Below are 17,613 nucleotides of genomic sequence, written 5' to 3'. Positions count from 1 at the left end.
GGGAGAGAGGAGCCCGTCATGGCACATGCGGCACCCACCGCCCGGCGCCGGCCCCGGCAGTCGGCGGACATGGCCCACCTGAGCAAGAGCGCCTACGTGCGACCCCTGCTCGCCGGACTCGTGTACGGCGTATGGGCCGCCTTCATCCAGCGCCAGATGGGTCCGGTCGACGCGGGCAACGTCTTCTACGGGATCCTGTGCGGCGTGCTGTTCGCCGGGATCATGTTCGCCCTGGCCCGGATCGGCCCCCGCCTCAAGCGCGAGGTCCACGCCGCCTCGTACGGCGTCTTCCTCGGCATCGCCGCGGGCTATCTGCACAGCCTCACCAACTGCTCCGTGCTCCGCGCCACCATGACCGGCCTCTTCGTCGGCATCGGCGTCGGCCTGGCGGCGTTCTACCGCTACTACCAGCGCGAGAACTGACGCCTGGACCCGAGGCGCAGAGCGGCGCCCGTACCGAGGCGCCCGCAGGACCGCACGGTCCTGCGGGCGCGTCGGGTCGCCCCTACGCGGCCGAGTCGGAGGTGGCCGTCTGCTTCGGTTCACTCTCGGACTCGGCGGCCACGGCCACGGCCTGGGCCTTCGATGGCTCGGCCGGCTCGGTCTTGCGGACCGGCGGGGTGAAGCGCGTGACCTCGGCGCGGAGCATGGCGTTCAGTGCGGCGTACGGGTCGATGGGCATGGCGGAACCTCACGGTGCTCAAGGGGTGTGGGGGCTGCGCGGTGACCGGGGGTGTCCCGGGGATGTCCTGCCGGAAGGGCCGGACACCTCCTCGGCCCGCTCAGCAGCGCAGGACCACACTCCGCACCGTCCGCAGGGACAGGGCCGGTTCGGCCGTCTCCGCGGCCGGCCCGCACGGCGGCGCGTCCGGGTGTTTCACGTGAAACACCGCAAGGGCTGCCCGCCGTACGCCGGGCAGCCCGCGCGCGGCGGTCCGTACGGCCGCCCGTGCCTCGGGGTCGGCGGCCGGATCGGACGGGCCCTCGCCCGGTTCGCCGGGCTCGGAGGGCGCCGTGGAAGCGGGACGGGACTCGGCGGCCGCGGCGCCGGCCGGGCCGGCGCCGAACACGCACAGCAGCACGACACAGGCCGCGGTCAGGGCCCGGGTCAGTGCCGAACGTGCGCGTTGCCTCCCGCTCATGCGAGGGGTGTGCCCCGCCACGCCGGGCGACTCCCCGTCCGGTCCCGAGAAGCCCCCGACCGGAGGACGAAGACACCCCCCACGGCTGACGGACGGCGGTGGGAGGCGGGTTGGGGATGCGGCCGGCCGCGCCGGACCGCGGGATCCCGGGGGCGGGTCAGCGGGTGCGGCGCTGCCCGGTCAGCCGGGCCAGTACGGCGGTCTCGCCGCCGAGCAGCCGCAGTTGTGGCCGCCCGGCCGGATCCTCCCGGGCGATGGCCCCGCCGGGGGAGACCCGTACGACGGTGAACACGGCCGTACGGCTGTCCGCGCGCGGGATCTCGATGGTCCGGCCGCGCCGCAGCTCGCCCAGGCGCAGCCCCTCCGCGGTGACCACGGCCGTCCCGGCCGCCCCGGGCGCGGGGCCGTCGGTGTCCCAGACGACCTCGTCGCGGTCGCCGGTGAGGGGCACGTCGACGCCCAGGCTGGGGATGCGCAACCGCAGGGGCCGCGCGGTCCGCAGGGGTCCGGTGACCGTCCGCAGCGGCCCCGCGGCGGTCCTCGGTGACCGCTCCCCCCGGCCGGGGGTGTGCTGCCCGGACTGCCCGGACTGTTCCAGCTCCCGCACGAGCCGGCGGTGTCCGGACAGCCCCAGCGCCCGCGAGGGGAGTGCGTCGTCGGTGGTCACGGCGGCGGGCTTGGCGCCCTCGGTCCGTTGCAACACCACGATGCCGGTGGACAACAGAGCCACCGTCAGCGAGGCGACGACCCACTGGGCGCGGGGCATGGGAATCCCTCCTGTCCGGCACGTGCGGCCGGGTCATGTGAGCAGTGGACACCTCCTGTGCCCATCGGCACCCGGTGAAACACGGGGGACTGACAGACCGTCACGGGCGTGTCGTCCTGGGATCCACGCGTTTCCCCAGCTCGCGCCGTATGCCTGCGCCCCTTCCCGCGCCCGTGGGTGATGCGCCCGAAAGGGTGATGTGGAAGGGGGTGCCGGAGTCTCACATGACGACGGCGGCCGTGCCCGCACCCATCGCGACGGCGGCGAGGTGCACGGCCGGGTGGCCGTAGTCGCCGTACCAGAGGTGGCGGACCAGGCCGCCGAGGGCGGCCAGGGCGGCGATGACGCCGATCTGGCCGAACAGCGTGACGGCGCAGCAGGGGGCCAGGAGCAGCAGGAGCGAGTTGAGCCAGAACGGGGCGGCGCCCGTCCAGCCTCGCCATTGCCTGATCGCCGTCGGCATGTGCTACCGGCCCCCTCATCGTCAACTCGTCGGCTGCACAGCCTCCTTGCGGGCGGAGGCGGGCGCAAGGGCCCGTTCGGCTAGATAACCGAAGGCCAGGCCGAAAGTCGTCCACAGGGTGGTCTGGATGGCCAGGGACGCGAGGCGGAAGTCCCAGATCAGCGCGGCCGGGAAGGTCGCCGGGACCTCGTTGATGCCGGGCAGGAGGGCGTACGAGACGCCGATGGCGAGGACGAAGGCCGCCCCGGCGACGATCGACGCGTTCCAGTTGCCGAGCCTCGGCGCGAGCCGCCGGCCGAGGATCAGCGCGCCCGCCGCCAGCAGCGCGCTCAGGGCGATCATCAGGAGGTAGAGCGCGGTCCGCCGCCCGGCGGTCTCCGGGTCGCCGACGGCGGGGGGATTGGCGGGGTACTTGAGGAACGGCACCAGGGTGACGGTGACGAACAGGGCCGCGGTGACCAGCGCGGCCGTGGCCCGCGGGCCGAAGCGGCCGATGCGGCCCAGCGCGTAGCAGTAGACGAGCGCGGCGATGCCGCCGAGCGCGACTCCGTACAGCAGGACGCCGGTGCCGAGGCCGGCCGTGGCCTGGAGGGCCCGGCTGACCGGTGCCTCCTCGCCGTGGTCGTGTCCGGCCGCGGCGGCCTCCTCGATGGCGATCGCCGCGTCCACCTTGGATTCACCGAGGAGGTACGCGACGAGGAAGGCGACGGCGCCGGCCAGCAGACCGGCGAGCATGCCCCTGACGAGGAGCGTGCGGGGGGAAACGTTCATGGTTCTGTTCCCTTGCGGAGACGGAGGTCAGTGGCAGGGGAATCAGTGGCAGGGGAACCCGAGGAGGTGGCGTCCGTCGTGGAACCACTCGTGGATCGTCTCTCCCTGGAAGACCGCGGTGGCGCCCTGCTCGGCGCCGACGAAATAGAGCAGGACCAGCATCAGGACCCCGACGAACACGGCCCAGGGGGCCAGTGCGGAGAGCGAGATGGGGGCAAGGGCGGGGGCGTTCGTCGTGGGCACGGCGGAGTGGGCCATGGCAGAACCTCCAGAGGGAAACACGCGTCCCGGTCAGTGGTGCTCTCGACGACGGTGACGGGTCTGACTCGCCTCCCCCTCCGGGAGGTTTCACAGTGGCGCGACCGTGCCGGATTCTCACCGGTGCTTCCGTCGTACCGTCGTCATTCAGTTGTGTCGTCCGGACCGTACCGCGCTTACGCTCCCCTTATGAAGACCCCGTTGATACGTGTCCGTCTTTCCAGGCTCCCACTGGACACGGCCGCCCGCCAGGGCCGCTTCGGTCACGCGCGCCCGTGCCCCGGGCACGAGGGGCTGCGCGGCCTGGACGCGGGGGAGTGGGCGGGGCGCACCCTGGACGAGGTGGCGGCCGCGGATCCGGCGGCCCTGCAGGCCTGGATGACGGACCCCGGGTACGCGCCCCCGGGCGGGGAGTCCGTGGACGCGCTGATCGCGCGCGTGGGGGCGGAGCTGGCCGGGCTGGCCGCGGGCACCCACCGGATGGCGGTCGAGCAGGCCGTCGTGCGGGCGGCCGTGGTGTACGCCCTGGAGCTGCCGGCGCCGGTCTTCTGGCGGCTGGACGTACGGCCGGAGTCGGTGACCACCCTCACCGGGCGAGCGGGGCGCTGGAACCTGCTGCTGGGCCGGCCGGAGGACGTGGAGCAGGGGCCGCCGCAGCACGTCGGCCCGGACCCCGCGACGCGGTCCGGGCCGAGCACGCCGTCCTGACGGGCGTTACGCGACGATCCAGTCGGACGTCGCGATCACCGGCTGCACGCCGTCGCGGTGGATGGTGCCCTCGATCAGGCCGTACATCCGGTCCGCGGCGAAGTAGACCTCGTTGTCGTTCTTGAGGCCGAAGGGCTCCAGGTCGACGAGGAAGTGGTGCTTGTTGGGGAGGTTGAGGCGCACCTCGTTGACCTTGGGGCAGTGGTCGAGCACGCGCTCGGCCATCTGGTTCAGGGTCTGCTGCAGCGAGTACGAGTAGGTCTCCGCGAAGGCTTCCAGCATGTTCTTGCGGACCTTCTTGTACGACTGGTCCCAGTCGTACGAGGCGTCGTCGGCGGCGAGCGCCGAGTGCGCCCAGCGCGCGGTGACCTTGGTCGCCAGGATGCGGTCGTACGCCTCCTGGAGCGTCGTGTACTTGTCCTTGATGTAGCCGTGGAACTCGGAGTTGGTCGAGTTCATCACCGTCAGGTCCTTCAGACCCGAGATGACCTGCAGGCCCGTCGTCTCGCTGTAGGTGATCTGCGCGGTGCGCACCTCCTGGCCCTTGCGGACGAAGGAGTGCTGCTCCTTGCGCGTCGGGACCGGGATGCGGTCCCACACGTACTCCTCGATGCGGATCTGCGCCTCGCGGATCGGCTGCTGCGAGGAGACGAAGTGCTTGGCGAGGAGGATGCCGAACGCCTCGGGGGAGTCGATGCCGTGTTCCTTGCCGAAGGCGTACACCGTGTTCTTGGTGGTGTCGGTCGGCAGGCAGTTGGCGTTGTCGCCGGTGAGGTGGACGTCGCGGAACTCGCCGCGGAGCGCGACCGAGACGTTGAGGTCGCGGATCTCGTGCCACGAACTGTCGCCGCCCTTGCGGGTGACCTTGACGATGCGGTTCTCGGCCTTGCCGTACTGGTTCTGTGCCAGGACGTGCTTGCTCATGGCTGTCTTCCTTCGGGTACACGGAGTCCGGCTGACTGGATCCCGTACGCCCGGCGTCCAGCGGAAGGCCCGCTCCCCGCCGTTCGGTCACGGAGGACCGCCCCGGGACTGACGTGCATCCCGGTCCGTAGGTGCTCTGTTCGGATTTCAGCACGTCAACGCGTTGTTGGTAATGGCGCGGAACATCCAAGACAGGCACCCACGGATTGGGCGACCGAACATCTCCCCAGGTCAGACCGTGTGCGCGTCGGCCACCGAGAGGGCCTGGCCGAGGATCTCCAGCCCCTTGGCCACGTCCTGCGCCGAGATGTTGCAGGCCGGCGCGACGTGGATGCGGTTGCCGGCGACGAGCGGCCAGAGCCCGCCCTTCTTGCAGGCGGCGGCGAACTCGGCCATCGGCGCGTTGTCCGCCCCGGCGGCGTTGTACGGGACCAGCGGCTCGCGCGTCTCCCGGTTCCGTACGAGCTCCAGGGCCCAGAAGGTGCCGAGGCCCCGGACCTCGCCGACCGACGGGTGCCGTTCGGCCAGCGCGCGCAGGCCGGGGCCGAGCAGCTCCGCGCCGGTGCGGGCGGACTGCTCGACGACGCCCTCCTCCTCCATGACGTTGATCGTCGCGACGGCGGCGGCGCAGGCCAGCACGTGCCCGGAGTACGTCAGCCCGCCCGGGTAGGGCCGGCGGGCGAAGGTCTCGGCGATGGCGGCCGAGATCGCGACGCCGCCGAGCGGTACGTAGCCGCTGGTCACGCCCTTGGCGAAGCAGATCAGGTCGGGGGTGACGTCCCAGTGCTCGGAGGCGAACCAGCGGCCGGTGCGCCCGAAGCCGACCATGATCTCGTCGAGGATGAAGACGATGCCGAAGCGGTCGCAGAGCTCGCGCACGCCGGCCAGGTAGCCGTCGGGGTGCACGAGGACGCCCGGGGCGCCGCCGACGGTCTCCAGGATGATCGCGGCGATGGACTGCGGGCCCTCGAAGACGATGGTGTCCTCCAGGTGCCGCAGGGCCCGCTCGCACTCCTCGGCCTCCGTGGCCGCGTAGAAGGGCGAGCGGTAGGCGAAGGGCCCCCAGAAGTGCACGACGCCGGCGGTCGCGGAGTCGTTGCCGAAGCGGCGGGCGTCGCCGGTCAGGTTGATCGCGGTGGAGGTGGCGCCGTGGTACGAGCGGTACGCGGACAGCACCTTGGGCCGGCCGGTGTGCACCCGGGCCATGCGGACGGCGTTCTCGACGGCCTCGGCCCCGGCGTTGGTGAAGAAGATCTTGTCGAGGTCGCCCGGGGTGCGCTCGGCGATCAGCCGGGCCGCCTCGGAGCGCACGTCGACGGCGAAGCCGGGCGCGACGGTGCACAGCCTGGCCGCCTGCTCCTGGATGGCCGCGGTGACCTTGGGGTGCTGGTAGCCGATGTTGGTGTAGACGAGGGCGCTGGAGAAGTCGAGGTAGCGGTTGCCCTGGTAGTCCCAGAAGTACGACCCCTCGGCGCCGGCGACGGCGAGCGGGTCGATGAGCTCCTGCGCCGACCAGGAGTGGAAGACGTGCTTCCGGTCAGCGTCTTTCACGGCAGCGAGGGCGTCGGCTTCTGCGTTCATGAAACGAGCGTAGTTGTCCAGGATGTGGACACGGCGGGGGTCGCCCACCGTGTCCGCCCCGTGGCGCTCGGCACAGGCCGGCCGCGGTCGGCCGGGGCCGGCCCGGCCGACCCGCGGTCAGGCCAGGGCCTCGTCGTACAGGCGGAACAGCCGCGGGCCGTCGGCCGGAGCGGCGGCGGCGAGCCGGTCCCAGGCCGCGGCGGCCGCCGCCCGGGCCGTCGCCCCGGCCCACGGCCTCGGCAGCAGCTCCGGCGGGAGCAGCGGATCCGGAACCATCGCGGCGGAGAAGGCCGCGGCCAGTGCGACGGCGCGCGCCAGCCCCGCCACCACCCCGTCCGCGCCGTTCGCCCCGTCCGCGCCGTTCGCCCCGCCCGTCGGTTCCGCCGGTTCCGTACCGCTGGTCGCCAGGGCGTGCAGGGTCTCGTAGCGGGCGGCGATCTCCGGCAGGGGCCACAGGCGGGCCGCCAGGGCCCGCGGGTCCGCGGCGGCGCCCACCGCCAGATCGCGCGTGCTCAGGCAGCTCAGTGCCTCGGCGAGACCCAGCTCCGCCGCCCGGGCCCGCACGTACGGGCCGATGGCGTTGGGCGTGACGTACAGGCCGCCCTGCACGGGCGCCGCACCCAGGCCCGTCAGCGCGTCCCGCAGGGCGTCCCGCGCGGCCCGCGCGGATTCCGGTACGGCGAACGCGAAGGCGTGCCAGACACCGTCCCACGGCTCCAGTCCCCGGTCCTGCCGGTACGCGTGCCGGACGAACCCCACCTCCGGTACGAGCACCGGCCCCGGCCCCGCCGTCCCCACCAGGCGCAGCACCGCCCGCCGGCCGCGCCCCTCCACCGTGAACCGGCCCTCGGCCACCAGTCGTTTCACGCACAGCCGCACCTGCTGGTCGGTCATCCCGAGCAGCCCTGCGACCTCGTACAGCTCGCCGCCCGCGACCGTCCCGTCCTCCCGGACCAGCGCGTGCACGACCATCCGCGTGGGGATCCCGCCCTCCGTACCGCTCACCGCGCCACCGCCTTGTGCATCGTCGTCACGCCTCCGAATCCCAGCACGTCGCGCAGCCAGGGCGTCCGCTGGACCCGCACCGCCCGGAAACCGTGCCGTTCGTACAGGGCCCGCGCCCGCGGGTTCTCCGCGACCACGTCCAGCCGGATCCGCCGGCACCCCTGCTCCACGGCGATCGTCTCGACCTCCCGCAGCAGCAGGCCGCCGATGCCCCGGCTCCGCTCGGCCCGGTCCACGGCGATGCCGTCCATGACCAGCTCGCCGCGGGCCGGGGTGCGCTCCAGCAGGGCCAGCAGGAAGACCCGCCACAGGCCCCATACGGGCCCGTACGCCGCCCTGACCGCGGCCGCGTCCCCGCCGACCAGGCCGCGCCCGGCCAGCTGGTAGCCCGCCACGCCGACCACCCGGCCGTCCTCGTCCGACAGGGCCGTCACGGCCCGGTCCCGGTGCAGGTGCCGCGCGATGAACCGCCGCCCCGCCTCCGCCGGGCCGAGGGCGGTGCCCAGCTTCCCCCCGAAGGCCTCCCAGTACAGCTCGGCCACCCGCTCCTCGGCGCCGTCGGGCACCTCGCGCAGCAATGTCGTCATACGCACGAGTCTAATACGCTCATTCGCGCTACGATCGTTTTGAAGTCGATAGCTTTCATGAAGCGACCCGATCGACGGATCGACGGATCGACCGATTCGAGAAGGAGCCCCATGTCCCGCACGCTCCGCACCGCCCTGCTCCTCCTCCTGGCCACCGCCCTCCTCGCCGCGGGCGTCACCGTCTTCGTCCTCCGGCAGCACGACTACGGCCTCCACGAGGAGCGCGTCACCGTCCCCGCCGCCGGCCACGATCTGCCCGGCGTGCTCGCCACCCCCGCCGGCAAGGGGCCCGGCCCCTTCCCGCTCGTCGTCCTCGTGCACGGCGACGGCGAGGTCGGCGCCACCCACGACGGCTTCTACCGCCCCTACTGGGAGGCCTTCGCCAAGGCCGGATACGCCTCGCTCTCCCTCGACAAGCCCGCCGACTGGCTCGGCCAGAGCATGGACGACCGGGCCCGCGAGACCACCGACGCGCTCGCCTGGGCGGCCCGTACCCGGCCCGAGATCGACGCCGGCCGCATCGGCCTGTGGGGCGCGAGCCAGGCCGGTTGGGTCATGCCCAAGGTGGTCGCGCGGGCCCCGGCGCCCGGGGTGCGCTTCGTCATCGCGGTCGGCACCGCCGTGAACTGGGAGCGCCAGGGCGAGTACAACCTGCGGGCCGAGCTCCGCGCGGCCGGGGCCGACGCCGGGCGCACGGCGGCCGCACTGCGCACCCGGGCGGACACCCTGGCACTGCTGCGGCGCGGAGCCACCTACGAGGAGTACCGCGCGAGCCCGGGCGCCGACCGGGAACTCACGGCGGCGCGCTGGTCGTTCATCACTCGCAATCACACCGCGGACGCGACCGCCGACCTGCGGGCGATGGGGGCCACGGGAGCCGTCCCCGTGCTGCTGATCTCCGGCGCCGACGACCTGAACGTCGACGGGGCCGAGACCGAGGCCGTGTACCGGAGCCTGCTCGCCCCCGGCACGCTCACGGTCCGCCGCTATCCGGGAGCGTCCCACTCCCTGCTCCGGACCTCGGTCGAGCGCTCCTCCTGGCGGCTGACCCTGACGGCCGTGTTCGCCCCGCGCGCCCTCTTCCCGCCCGATCTCCTCGCCGACCAGCAGCGCTTCCTCCAGGAGCTGCCGCGGAGCTGAAAGGGGCCCCGCCGGGCCCCGCCCCGCCGGGCTCAGCTGCCCAGCACGGCCCGCGCGAGGCTTCGTACGGTCTCCGGGTCCGCGACGGCGGTCTCCTCCTCGTGCGGCCCGCCGAGCGCGGCGCGCACCGCGCTCCCCACCCGCGCCGCGTCGGCGCGCGAGTGGTCCGGGCCGCCGCGCACCGCCAGGGCCGTGGCCAGCAGCCGCGCCGCCTCCCGCGGCCGGTCCAGCCGGACCGCCTGGTCCGCGATGCCGACGAGCACCTGGGCGAGCGTCGGCGCGTGCAGGGAGGCCACCGCCAGTTCGAGCGCCTCCGCCCGGTGGGCCCCGGCCGCGGCCAACTCGCCGTCCGCGGCGTCCAGGTACCCGAGGGAGTCGAGGAGCGCCACCTGGTACACCGGGTGGACGGCCACCTCGCGGACCGCCTCGCGGACCCGCGCCAGCTCGGCCCGGGCCAGCGCCGGTTCGCCGCTCCAGCGGGCCAGGTCCGCCTTGCCCTGCGCCATCATGGCCAGCGTCTCGGGCCAGCCGGCCGCCTCCGCGTCCCGCTCGGCCCGCGCCATGGCCGCGGCGCTGGCCGCCGGATCCCCGGCGAGCAGGCACAGCTGTGCCTGCCGCACCCACGCGTACAGCCGGTCCTCGATGCCGCCCAGTTCGCCGATGACCGCGACGGCCTCCTCGTAGTGCGCGATCGCCGCACCGTGATCGCCCCGCCGGGCCTCCAGGTCGGCCAGCAGGGTCAGCGCGAAGGAGGTCCCCCAGCGCTCCCCGAGCCCGCGGAACCCGGCCAGGGCCGCCCCGATCGCGGCCTCCGCGTCCGCCGGCCGGCCGCCGGTCCCCAGCAGGGTCTTGGCTCCCTCCAGCCGCCCCTGTGCCCGTATCCACGGGTCCTCGTCGGCCAGCAGCCCGTCCCAGGCATCCACCGGGGGCGCCTCGCCGCTGCCCGCACCGCGCAGCAGCCGGTCCAGCGGCCCCAGGAAGCGCACCACCGGATGCCGGCTTCCGGTCCGCCCGGCGAGCTCCACCCCCTCGCGGAGCAGCGCCTCGGTCCGCCGGTCGTCGCCGAGTCCGGCCGTCGCGAACAGCACGGCCAGCGCGCAGGCCACGGCGCGGGCCTCCCCGTCGGGCCCGTCCCCCGGCCGTCCGTCCCCCGGCCGCCCGTCCTCGGGCATCGGCAACGCCAGCGCACGCGCCGCGAGTTCGGCGCCGTCCGCCTTGTGCCCGCTGAGCCACCAGTACCACCCGGCCGCCGCCACCAGCCGTACGGCCGCCCGCGCGTCGCCCGCCGCGATCGCCCCGCGCAGCGCCGCGGACAGGTTGTCGTGCTCCACGGTGAGCCGGGCCAGCCACTCCAGCTGTTCCGCCCGGCGCAGGTACGGGTCCGCGGTGCGGGCCAGTCCGGTGAAGTACGCGGCGTGCGCGCGCCGCAGCGCCTCCTGCTCGCCGGCCTCCGCCAGCTTCTGCAGGCCGTACGCCCGGATCGTCTCCAGCATCCGGTACCGCCCGTCGCCCGCCGTCACCAGCAGGGACTTGTCGGCCAGCGACGTGATCAGGTCGAGGATCCCGTCCACCGCGACCGGGCCGCCCGCACAGACCCCCTCGGCCGCCTCCACCGTGGCGCCGCCGGGGAAGGCCGCGAGCCGGCGCAGCAGCGCCCGTTCCGCCTCCGTCAGCAGCTCCCAGCTCCAGTCGACCACCGCCCACAGCGTCCGGTGCTGGCGCGGAGCCGTCCGCGCGCCGCCCGTGAGCAGCCGGAACCGGTCGTCCAGCCGTGCGGCGAGCTGCTCGGCGCTCATCGTGCGCAGCCGGGCCGCCGCCAGCTCGATGGCCAGCGGCATCCCGTCCAGGGCCCGGCAGATCCGGGTCACCGCCGGAGCGGTCTCCGCGGTGACTGCGAAACCGGAACGGGCCGCCGCCGCACGGTCGTTCAGCAGCCGGACCGCCGGGGAGGCCATGGCCTGCGCCGCGTCCGCGTCCCGCGGCGGCAGGGCCAGCGGGTGCACCGGCCACAGCGCCTCACCGGTCAGGCCGAGCGGCTCCCGGCTGGTGGCCAGGACGCGCAGCCCGGGGCATTCGCCGAGCAGCCGGTCGGCGGTCGCCGCGGCCGCCTCGATCAGGTGCTCGCAGTTGTCCAGCACCAGCAGGGCGGTCCGGGTGCGCAGCGCCGCGCAGAGCCGGTCCAGCGGGTCGCCCGCGGCCGGCGCGTGCTCCCGCAGGGCCAGCGCGTTCAGCACGGCCTGCGGTACGTCGTCCCCCGCGCTCAGCGGCGCGAGCTCCACCAGCCAGACCCCGTCGGGGCACCGGTCGAGCAGGGGGCGGGCGCTCTGGACGGCCAGCCGGGTCTTCCCGGCGCCGCCGGGCCCGGTGAGCGTGGTGAGCCGGAACCGGCCCATGAGCGAGGCGACGTGGGCGAGGTCCTCGTCCCGGCCGACGAAACTGGCCAGGCCGGTGCGCAGGTTGGTCGGCGGTGACACCTCGGGACCGAGCGGTGCGGCCGGCACGGCCGGTGCGGTCGGAGCCGCCGGTTCGGCCGGAGCGGCTGCGGGCGGCCCGGCCGGGACCTCCCCGCGCAGGACGGCGGTGTGCAGCGCCGACAGCTCCGGCGAGGGGTCCGCCCCGAGCTCCTCGGCGAGGACCTCGCGCGCGTTCCCGTACGCCGTGAGTGCCTCGGCGGGGCGCCCGGCCGCGACGAGCGCCCGCATCAGGGCGCCGACGAGCCTTTCCCGCAAGGGGTGTTCGGCGACGAGGGAGGCGAGCTCGCCGGTGAGCTCCCGGCCGCGTCCCGCCCGTAGGTCCGCCTCGATGCGGTCCTCCAGGACCGCCATCCGCAGTTCCGAGAGCCGGGTCACCGGCGCCCGGAAGAAGTCGGCGGACGCGACGTCGAGCAGGGCGGGCCCGCGCCACAGTTCCAGTGCCTCGCGCAGGACCCGCGCGGCGGTGTCGGGGTCCCGGGCCAGGGCCCCGCGGCCCGCGGAGGCCAGCCGCTCGAAGCGGACCACGTCGACGGCGTCCGGTTCGACCGCCAGGCGGTACCCGGCCGGATGCGATTCCACGTCCGCGCCGGTGCCGCGCAGGGTCCGTCGCAGCCGGGACACCAGTGCCTGCAGGGCGTTCGCGGCGCCAGCGGGCGGCTCGTCCTGCCAGATCCCGTCGACGAGCGACTCGGAGGCGACCACCCGCCCCGGTTCGAGCGCCAGCAGAATCAGCAGTGCGCGCAGTCGTGTTCCCCCGACTCCGACGCCGTTTCCGTCCTCGCCCCGTACGTCCAGGGCCCCCAGCATCGAGATCCACATGCCGACATTGTGCGACTTGCCCCGCCGATATTGCCATTTCGTTATCGACGATTGCCGGATAGGCCCGAAATGACGGCAGTTGGTGATGATCTACTGACTGTCGCTTCGGCCTGGCGCGACCAATCAGGGTGGAGTGCGGGCGCTTTAGCGACACTTTAGTCTGCGCGACTCCGGCAGTGCAATCGGGGATCGCGGAATGAGTATCTGGGGGAGAACATGTCTTTCGTTTCCAAGAAATCCGCCATGCGCGTGACCGTCGCCGCGGTCGCCATGGCGTCCTTCGCCCTGACGGCCCCGCAGGCCTCCGCGGTGGAGTCCGTACCGGCCGCCGGCGGCGTGCAGATCTCCGCCGCGGCGGACGCCACCACGCGCGCCGTCGCCAAGGCCCAGCCGGCGGCCGCCGCCGCGACGGCCAACCTGTGCGGCGCCGGCTACGAGCTGACCTTCGCCGAGCAGCTGCCGGACTCCCGCCGGTTCGGAACCCTCTTCACCTACCGCAAGGAGGGTGTGGGCTCCTGTGCCGTCTTCGACAACAACCTCGGCACGGCGAAGTACATGAAGCTGAAGATCTGCGAAACCTCCAAGCCGCGCCCCGCGGGCACGCCGCGTCCGTGCCAGACGGACGAGGGGAACTTCAGCCAGTACGCCGGTCCGGTGCGCGTGGCCGACGTGTGCGGAGAAGTCACCGCGATCATGAAGAGCAACAACATCGCGATCATCGACCGCGTGCGCCTCGTGCCGCCCTGCAAGTAACCGATGCACGAAAGACGGCCCCCGCAGAGGAAATGCGGGGGCCGTCTTTCGTCGCGCCGGAACGTCCCGCCGGAACGTCCCGGCGCGGGGCCTACTTGTCGGAGTAACTGAAATCCCCGACGGTCCACGCGCCGACGTCCTTCACCGCGATCCGGTACATCCCGCCCGTCTCGGGGATGCCCAGGGTGCCCTGGAGAATGCGCGCCACGTGGAAGTGCAGGTGCGAGGGTGCCGCCGCGGCCTGTCTGTCACCGCGGCCGGCCGAACTGAAGATCTCGGCGAACGGGCCCAGTTGGTCGGAGTCCCGCAGGACCTCGGCCACCCGCTGACGCCAGACGCTCTCGGGGGCGAGCCGGCCCGTGATGACGGCACCGTGGACGACGACGGTCAGGGACATCTGATTGGTCTGCTCCGACTCGACCATGGCGGCGAGAGCGAGGAGCAGGTCGTCAGGGATCGACATGGACAGCGACTCTAGCAAGCGCGGTCAGGCATCGGCCGAGCTTCCGAGCAGTGCCGAGGCCTCCTGGAGCGGGGTCAGCGCGGGCGCCGGCACGGGGACCGAAAGGTCGCGGCAGGTGAAGCCGAGCCGGGTCAGCGCCCGGGTCACCTCGGCCGCCGTGAAGTCGCGCCGGTCCTGCCGGGTGATGACCTCACCGACCTGCTTGACGGGGTAGGTGCGGCGGCTGATGATCACCGACGCTCCCGTGACGGGCTCGGCCTTGACGCCCTTCATCTTCTCCTCCACCTCGCTCTTCTCGAGGTCGAAGGGGTACCGGGCGATGACGAAGCGCATGATGCCTCACAGACGTGACGGAGCGGGCGGGACGGGACGGTACAGGGCGGTACGGAGGGCGGTGCGGGCCCGCGGGTCAGGCGGCCATGCCCAGGGAGCGGCGGCGCTCCTGGGCGGGGCGGCTGCGCCGGCCGCGGGAGGAACGCGCGCTGCGCCCGGACCGCTCCTGCTGCGGCGCGGTGATGGTGACCGGGATGCCGGAGGGGGCCTGGGCGCCGGTGATCCGGCTCAGCGCCTCCTCCCCCGAACGGACCTGGGTGGTCTGCGGGACGATGCCCGCGGCCGCCATCAGCCGGGTCATCTCGCGGCGCTGGTTCGGGGTGACGAGGGTGACGACGCTGCCGGACTCGCCGGCGCGCGCGGTACGGCCGCCCCGGTGCAGGTAGTCCTTGGGGTCGGTGGGCGGGTCCACGTTCACGACGAGGTCGAGGTTGTCGACGTGGATCCCGCGCGCCGCGACGTTGGTCGCCACGAGCACCGTCACGTGCCCGGTCTTGAACTGGGCCAGGGTCCGGGTGCGCTGGGGCTGGGACTTCCCGCCGTGCAGCGCCGCCGCCCGCACGCCGCTGTTCAGCAGGTGGGTGGTGAGCTGGTCGACGGCGTGCTTGGTGTCCAGGAACATGATCACCCGGCCGTCGCGCGCCGCGATCTCGGTGGTGGTCGCGTGCTTGTCGGTGCCGTGCACGTGCAGCACGTGGTGCTCCATCGTGGTGACGGCGCCGGCCGAGGGGTCGACGGAGTGCACGACGGGGTCGGTCAGGTAGCGGCGCACCAGCCGGTCGACGTTGCGGTCGAGGGTGGCGGAGAAGAGCATCCGCTGGCCCTCGGGGCGCACCTGGTCGAGCAGGGCGGTGACCTGCGGCATGAAGCCCATGTCGGCCATCTGGTCGGCTTCGTCCAGGACGGTGATCGCGACCTGGTTCAGCCGGCAGTCGCCGCGGTCGATGAGGTCCTTGAGCCGTCCGGGCGTCGCGACGACGACCTCGGCGCCGCCGCGCAGCGCGCTCGCCTGCCGCCCGATGGGCATGCCGCCCACGACGGTGGCCGTACGCAGCTTCATGGCGCGGGCGTAGGGGGCGAGGGCGTCCGTGACCTGCTGCGCGAGCTCGCGGGTGGGGACGAGGACCAGGGCCAGCGGCTGCCGGGCCTCGGCGCGCTGTCCGGCCGTACGGGCCAGCAGCGCGAGTCCGAAGGCGAGGGTCTTGCCGGAGCCGGTGCGCCCGCGGCCCAGTACGTCGCGGCCCGCGAGGGAGTTCGGCAGGGTCGCGGCCTGGATCGGGAACGGCACGGTGACGCCCTCGGAACCGAGCGCGGCCAGCAGCTGCTCGGGCATGTCGAGGTCGGCGAAGGCCTCGGCGGCGGGGAGCGCCGGGGTGATCGTCTCGGGGAGGGCGAACTCGCCCTGGAGGGCGGCGGGGCGGCGGCCGCCGCCGGAACGGCCGGAGCCGCCGTAACCGGAGCTGCCGGAGCGGCTGGGGGCCGACGAGCCGAAACGGCTGCCGCGGCCGGAGCCGCCGGAGCCGCCGGAGCCGCCGAAGCCCGCGGAACCGCCCTTGCGGGGGGTGCGGGAGGTGCGGTCGTTCGTGCGAGTGGTGCGGTTCATGCAGAACCTTCCTCGATGCGGCGCGTATCGAGGAATTCCCGGGCAGGGGGATTCGCGAGAACGAGCCGGAGTAAAGCCGGGACGGGGCCGTGCCGTGCCGTAAGGGGCGGGCCGGTCCGTCGTGGAGAGGGTGCCGCGCTGCGCGTCGGAGAGCCGGGATGCGGCGGACGGTGTGCGGGCGGGGGCGGGGCGGTGCGTCGTGGGAGACACTGCCGCCCGGCCGGACGTCGAGGCGGGCCGGCGCCGAGCGCCGTCACCCGCCGCTCACGCGGGCCGTCGGGGACCGACAGGGTGCGCGAGCGGGGAAAAAGCAACGCGCCGAGGCCCGCACCCCAAGGTGCGGGCCTCAGCTGCGTGTACGCGTCAGCGTCAGGCGGGAACGATGTTCTCGGCCTGCGGGCCCTTCTGGCCCTGCGTGACGTCGAAGGTAACCTTCTGGCCTTCCTGAAGCTCACGGAAGCCAGAAGAGGCGATGTTCGAGTAGTGAGCGAAGACGTCAGCGCCGCCGCCCTCCTGCTCGATGAAGCCGAAGCCCTTTTCCGCGTTGAACCACTTCACGGTGCCAGATGCCATATGAATTCTCCTTTGGGGCAGTGCCCGGGTCCGCACTGTGCGAGCCCGGCGTCGCCGCGATGATTGCCCCGACCGGAATGTGCAAATCTCACTGCATGCGCCGGAAATAAAAAGTGCGCCCACCGAAAATCAGGTGAGAGCACTTGTAAGTTTTTGGGAACCACAACTGCAACTGACTTCACAGTAGCACGGTGGATGGCTTCGGGGGCGTAAATTTTTCCCTGTAGCAGGTCTGGCGTAATTGCGCACCTGCGGGAACGGAAATCCACGCGTGAAAATCATATAAACGCGTGTCCCCCTTGCCTGCGGCCGTGCGCGGTGTGACGCACGTCATGCGGAAGGTCCGGCCTACGCGCCGATGCGGACCAGCGCGAGCGTGATGTTGTCGGGGCCACCGGCGTCGATGGCGGCCCGCCACAGCTCGAAGGCGGCCCGGCCGTCGTCGTGCACCCGCAGCAGGTCCTCGATCTCCTCGTCGGGCACCGGGTCGGTCAGCCCGTCGCTGCACACCAGGTAGCGGTCGCCCTCGGCCAGCTCGAAGGCCGCGATGTGGGGCGCGATCGTGTGGTAGCCGCGGCTGCCGCCGAGGGTCTGGGTGACGGCCGACGTGGTGCGGTGCCCGGGGGCCGGCGGCGGGCTGTCGTCGACGCTGACCTGGTGCAGGCCGTCCGGCGCCGCCCGGAACACCTTGCTGTCGCCGATGTTGAACACCACCAGCGACTCCGGCAGGACGAGGGCCCCGGCGATCGTGGTGCCCATGGCGACGAGGTCCGGCCGGCCGTCGGTGGCCGAGTGCACGGCGTGGTTGCAGCGGTGCAGTGCGTCGTCGAGGGCGCCTTCGCCGTCCAGTTCGGCGCCGAGCGAGGCGAGGTGGCGTACGACCAGTTCGCTGGCGACCTCACCGGCCGGCTGCCCGCCGAGCCCGTCGGCGACGGCGACGACGAGCGGCCTGCCGAAGGGGAAGAGCAGGGTCTGGGGGTTCTGGGTCACGGTCCCGCACAGGGTCCACGGGCCGACGACGAGGCTGTCCTCGTTGCGTTCGCGCACCAGCCCGACATGACTCAGGGCGGTCACAGCTATGTAGGGCACGTCGATGACCCGCCTCTCGGCAACGGCAACGGCAGACGCGTACCTCATCCCCATTGTCGCGCCGTCCCGGCATGCGGGGCGCGGTCTGCCGGAGCACCCTGGTCGTGGAGCCGTCTGTTCGCCGACCGGCGGCCCGGCCAGGAAGGACTGGAGATGTTCGC

General features: G+C 73.4%; 20 protein-coding genes. 4 read left to right on the top strand and 16 right to left on the bottom strand.

The features are described 5' to 3' along the window. Positions 1-18 precede the first annotated feature (18 nt). A complete protein-coding gene (locus ACFYZ4_RS38105; protein WP_351289816.1) occupies positions 19-423 on the top strand; it encodes a hypothetical protein in 405 nt (134 codons plus the stop codon). An 82-nt stretch (positions 424-505) separates the two neighbouring features. Here ACFYZ4_RS38105 and ACFYZ4_RS38100 read toward each other — a convergent pair whose 3' ends face one another. The 6 genes from ACFYZ4_RS38100 to ACFYZ4_RS38075 form a co-directional block, all read right to left on the bottom strand. Then, a complete protein-coding gene (locus ACFYZ4_RS38100) occupies positions 506-682 on the bottom strand; it encodes a hypothetical protein (RefSeq protein ID WP_351292188.1) in 177 nt (58 codons plus the stop codon). Between the two features lie 100 nt (positions 683-782). After that, entirely contained in the window at positions 783-1,142 is a 360-nt protein-coding gene (locus tag ACFYZ4_RS38095) for a hypothetical protein (RefSeq protein ID WP_351292186.1), read from the bottom strand. 157 nt (positions 1,143-1,299) lie between these two features. After that, positions 1,300-1,908 (bottom strand): hypothetical protein, encoded by a 609-nt coding sequence (locus ACFYZ4_RS38090; RefSeq protein ID WP_390786157.1) that lies wholly within the window; start codon positions 1,906-1,908, stop codon positions 1,300-1,302. A gap of 220 nt (positions 1,909-2,128) precedes the next feature. Then, the gene (locus ACFYZ4_RS38085; RefSeq protein ID WP_351292182.1) at positions 2,129-2,371 is read right to left on the bottom strand and encodes a hypothetical protein; all 243 of its coding nucleotides are present in this window, start codon (positions 2,369-2,371) and stop codon (positions 2,129-2,131) included. 21 nt (positions 2,372-2,392) lie between these two features. Next, entirely contained in the window at positions 2,393-3,142 is a 750-nt protein-coding gene (locus tag ACFYZ4_RS38080) for a CbtA family protein (protein ID WP_351292180.1), read from the bottom strand. Positions 3,143-3,184: 42 nt separating this feature from the next. Beyond that, positions 3,185-3,400, bottom strand: a complete 216-nt coding sequence (locus ACFYZ4_RS38075) for a CbtB-domain containing protein (protein ID WP_351292178.1) — start codon at positions 3,398-3,400, stop codon at positions 3,185-3,187. A gap of 189 nt (positions 3,401-3,589) precedes the next feature. Between ACFYZ4_RS38075 and ACFYZ4_RS38070 the strand changes: the two genes are divergently transcribed. Then, positions 3,590-4,108 (top strand): histidine phosphatase family protein, encoded by a 519-nt coding sequence (locus ACFYZ4_RS38070; RefSeq protein WP_351292176.1) that lies wholly within the window; start codon positions 3,590-3,592, stop codon positions 4,106-4,108. A 6-nt stretch (positions 4,109-4,114) separates the two neighbouring features. Here the strand turns inward: ACFYZ4_RS38070 and pucL are convergent, their stop codons facing one another. The 4 genes from pucL to ACFYZ4_RS38050 all read right to left on the bottom strand — a co-directional run bounded on the left by pucL (position 4,115) and on the right by ACFYZ4_RS38050 (position 8,205). Beyond that, positions 4,115-5,032: a factor-independent urate hydroxylase gene (gene pucL, locus ACFYZ4_RS38065; RefSeq protein WP_390786156.1), complete on the bottom strand. Its 918-nt coding sequence runs from the start codon at positions 5,030-5,032 to the stop codon at positions 4,115-4,117. Between the two features lie 231 nt (positions 5,033-5,263). After that, the gene (locus ACFYZ4_RS38060) at positions 5,264-6,613 is read right to left on the bottom strand and encodes an aspartate aminotransferase family protein (protein ID WP_390786155.1); all 1,350 of its coding nucleotides are present in this window, start codon (positions 6,611-6,613) and stop codon (positions 5,264-5,266) included. A 117-nt stretch (positions 6,614-6,730) separates the two neighbouring features. Next, positions 6,731-7,585, bottom strand: coding sequence for a PaaX family transcriptional regulator C-terminal domain-containing protein (locus tag ACFYZ4_RS38055; protein WP_351292194.1), 855 nt, complete (start codon positions 7,583-7,585; stop codon positions 6,731-6,733). 29 nt (positions 7,586-7,614) lie between these two features. After that, on the bottom strand, positions 7,615-8,205 hold the full coding sequence (locus tag ACFYZ4_RS38050; protein ID WP_351292170.1) for a GNAT family N-acetyltransferase: 591 nt from the start codon (positions 8,203-8,205) through the stop codon (positions 7,615-7,617). Between the two features lie 111 nt (positions 8,206-8,316). Between ACFYZ4_RS38050 and ACFYZ4_RS38045 the strand changes: the two genes are divergently transcribed. After that, positions 8,317-9,345 (top strand): serine aminopeptidase domain-containing protein, encoded by a 1,029-nt coding sequence (locus tag ACFYZ4_RS38045; RefSeq protein ID WP_351292168.1) that lies wholly within the window; start codon positions 8,317-8,319, stop codon positions 9,343-9,345. Between the two features lie 32 nt (positions 9,346-9,377). On the opposite strand, the gene ACFYZ4_RS38040 is transcribed toward ACFYZ4_RS38045, so the two are convergent. Then, positions 9,378-12,638, bottom strand: coding sequence for a BTAD domain-containing putative transcriptional regulator (locus ACFYZ4_RS38040; protein WP_390786154.1), 3,261 nt, complete (start codon positions 12,636-12,638; stop codon positions 9,378-9,380). A 243-nt stretch (positions 12,639-12,881) separates the two neighbouring features. On the opposite strand from ACFYZ4_RS38040, the gene ACFYZ4_RS38035 reads away from it, so the two are divergent. Continuing rightward, entirely contained in the window at positions 12,882-13,391 is a 510-nt protein-coding gene (locus ACFYZ4_RS38035) for a hypothetical protein (RefSeq protein ID WP_351292164.1), read from the top strand. A gap of 91 nt (positions 13,392-13,482) precedes the next feature. Here ACFYZ4_RS38035 and ACFYZ4_RS38030 read toward each other — a convergent pair whose 3' ends face one another. The 5 genes from ACFYZ4_RS38030 to ACFYZ4_RS38010 all read right to left on the bottom strand — a co-directional run bounded on the left by ACFYZ4_RS38030 (position 13,483) and on the right by ACFYZ4_RS38010 (position 17,452). Continuing rightward, entirely contained in the window at positions 13,483-13,854 is a 372-nt protein-coding gene (locus tag ACFYZ4_RS38030; RefSeq protein WP_351292162.1) for a hypothetical protein, read from the bottom strand. Positions 13,855-13,878: 24 nt separating this feature from the next. Next, entirely contained in the window at positions 13,879-14,187 is a 309-nt protein-coding gene (locus ACFYZ4_RS38025) for an SCO5918 family protein (RefSeq protein ID WP_351292160.1), read from the bottom strand. Between the two features lie 76 nt (positions 14,188-14,263). Continuing rightward, on the bottom strand, positions 14,264-15,790 hold the full coding sequence (locus ACFYZ4_RS38020; protein WP_390786153.1) for a DEAD/DEAH box helicase: 1,527 nt from the start codon (positions 15,788-15,790) through the stop codon (positions 14,264-14,266). 369 nt (positions 15,791-16,159) lie between these two features. Further along, complete coding sequence (locus tag ACFYZ4_RS38015) at positions 16,160-16,363, bottom strand: cold-shock protein (protein WP_030011983.1); 204 nt, start codon at positions 16,361-16,363, stop codon at positions 16,160-16,162. A 348-nt stretch (positions 16,364-16,711) separates the two neighbouring features. Continuing rightward, complete coding sequence (locus ACFYZ4_RS38010; protein WP_351292156.1) at positions 16,712-17,452, bottom strand: PP2C family serine/threonine-protein phosphatase; 741 nt, start codon at positions 17,450-17,452, stop codon at positions 16,712-16,714. Positions 17,453-17,613 lie beyond the last annotated feature (161 nt).

It is taken from the genome of Streptomyces sp. NPDC001513 (genome assembly GCF_042894695.1).
Classification (GTDB): domain Bacteria; phylum Actinomycetota; class Actinomycetes; order Streptomycetales; family Streptomycetaceae; genus Streptomyces.
Note: the sequence above shows the minus strand (reverse complement) of the source record. Positions and strands in the feature narration are given on the sequence as shown.

Excerpts from the sequence above, each read along its gene's own strand:
- ACFYZ4_RS38105 (WP_351289816.1), top strand. The coding sequence starts at position 19 with ATGGCACATGCGGCACCCACCGCCCGGCGCCGGCCCCGGCAGTCGGCG.
- ACFYZ4_RS38100 (WP_351292188.1), bottom strand. The coding sequence starts at position 682 with ATGCCCATCGACCCGTACGCCGCACTGAACGCCATGCTCCGCGCCGAG.
- ACFYZ4_RS38095 (WP_351292186.1), bottom strand. The coding sequence starts at position 1,142 with ATGAGCGGGAGGCAACGCGCACGTTCGGCACTGACCCGGGCCCTGACC.
- ACFYZ4_RS38090 (WP_390786157.1), bottom strand. The coding sequence starts at position 1,908 with ATGCCCCGCGCCCAGTGGGTCGTCGCCTCGCTGACGGTGGCTCTGTTG.
- ACFYZ4_RS38085 (WP_351292182.1), bottom strand. The coding sequence starts at position 2,371 with ATGCCGACGGCGATCAGGCAATGGCGAGGCTGGACGGGCGCCGCCCCG.
- ACFYZ4_RS38080 (WP_351292180.1), bottom strand. The coding sequence starts at position 3,142 with ATGAACGTTTCCCCCCGCACGCTCCTCGTCAGGGGCATGCTCGCCGGT.
- ACFYZ4_RS38075 (WP_351292178.1), bottom strand. The coding sequence starts at position 3,400 with ATGGCCCACTCCGCCGTGCCCACGACGAACGCCCCCGCCCTTGCCCCC.
- ACFYZ4_RS38070 (WP_351292176.1), top strand. The coding sequence starts at position 3,590 with ATGAAGACCCCGTTGATACGTGTCCGTCTTTCCAGGCTCCCACTGGAC.
- pucL (WP_390786156.1), bottom strand. The coding sequence starts at position 5,032 with ATGAGCAAGCACGTCCTGGCACAGAACCAGTACGGCAAGGCCGAGAAC.
- ACFYZ4_RS38060 (WP_390786155.1), bottom strand. The coding sequence starts at position 6,613 with ATGAACGCAGAAGCCGACGCCCTCGCTGCCGTGAAAGACGCTGACCGG.
- ACFYZ4_RS38055 (WP_351292194.1), bottom strand. The coding sequence starts at position 7,585 with ATGGTCGTGCACGCGCTGGTCCGGGAGGACGGGACGGTCGCGGGCGGC.
- ACFYZ4_RS38050 (WP_351292170.1), bottom strand. The coding sequence starts at position 8,205 with ATGACGACATTGCTGCGCGAGGTGCCCGACGGCGCCGAGGAGCGGGTG.
- ACFYZ4_RS38045 (WP_351292168.1), top strand. The coding sequence starts at position 8,317 with ATGTCCCGCACGCTCCGCACCGCCCTGCTCCTCCTCCTGGCCACCGCC.
- ACFYZ4_RS38040 (WP_390786154.1), bottom strand. The coding sequence starts at position 12,638 with ATGTGGATCTCGATGCTGGGGGCCCTGGACGTACGGGGCGAGGACGGA.
- ACFYZ4_RS38035 (WP_351292164.1), top strand. The coding sequence starts at position 12,882 with ATGCGCGTGACCGTCGCCGCGGTCGCCATGGCGTCCTTCGCCCTGACG.
- ACFYZ4_RS38030 (WP_351292162.1), bottom strand. The coding sequence starts at position 13,854 with ATGTCGATCCCTGACGACCTGCTCCTCGCTCTCGCCGCCATGGTCGAG.
- ACFYZ4_RS38025 (WP_351292160.1), bottom strand. The coding sequence starts at position 14,187 with ATGCGCTTCGTCATCGCCCGGTACCCCTTCGACCTCGAGAAGAGCGAG.
- ACFYZ4_RS38020 (WP_390786153.1), bottom strand. The coding sequence starts at position 15,790 with ATGAACCGCACCACTCGCACGAACGACCGCACCTCCCGCACCCCCCGC.
- ACFYZ4_RS38015 (WP_030011983.1), bottom strand. The coding sequence starts at position 16,363 with ATGGCATCTGGCACCGTGAAGTGGTTCAACGCGGAAAAGGGCTTCGGC.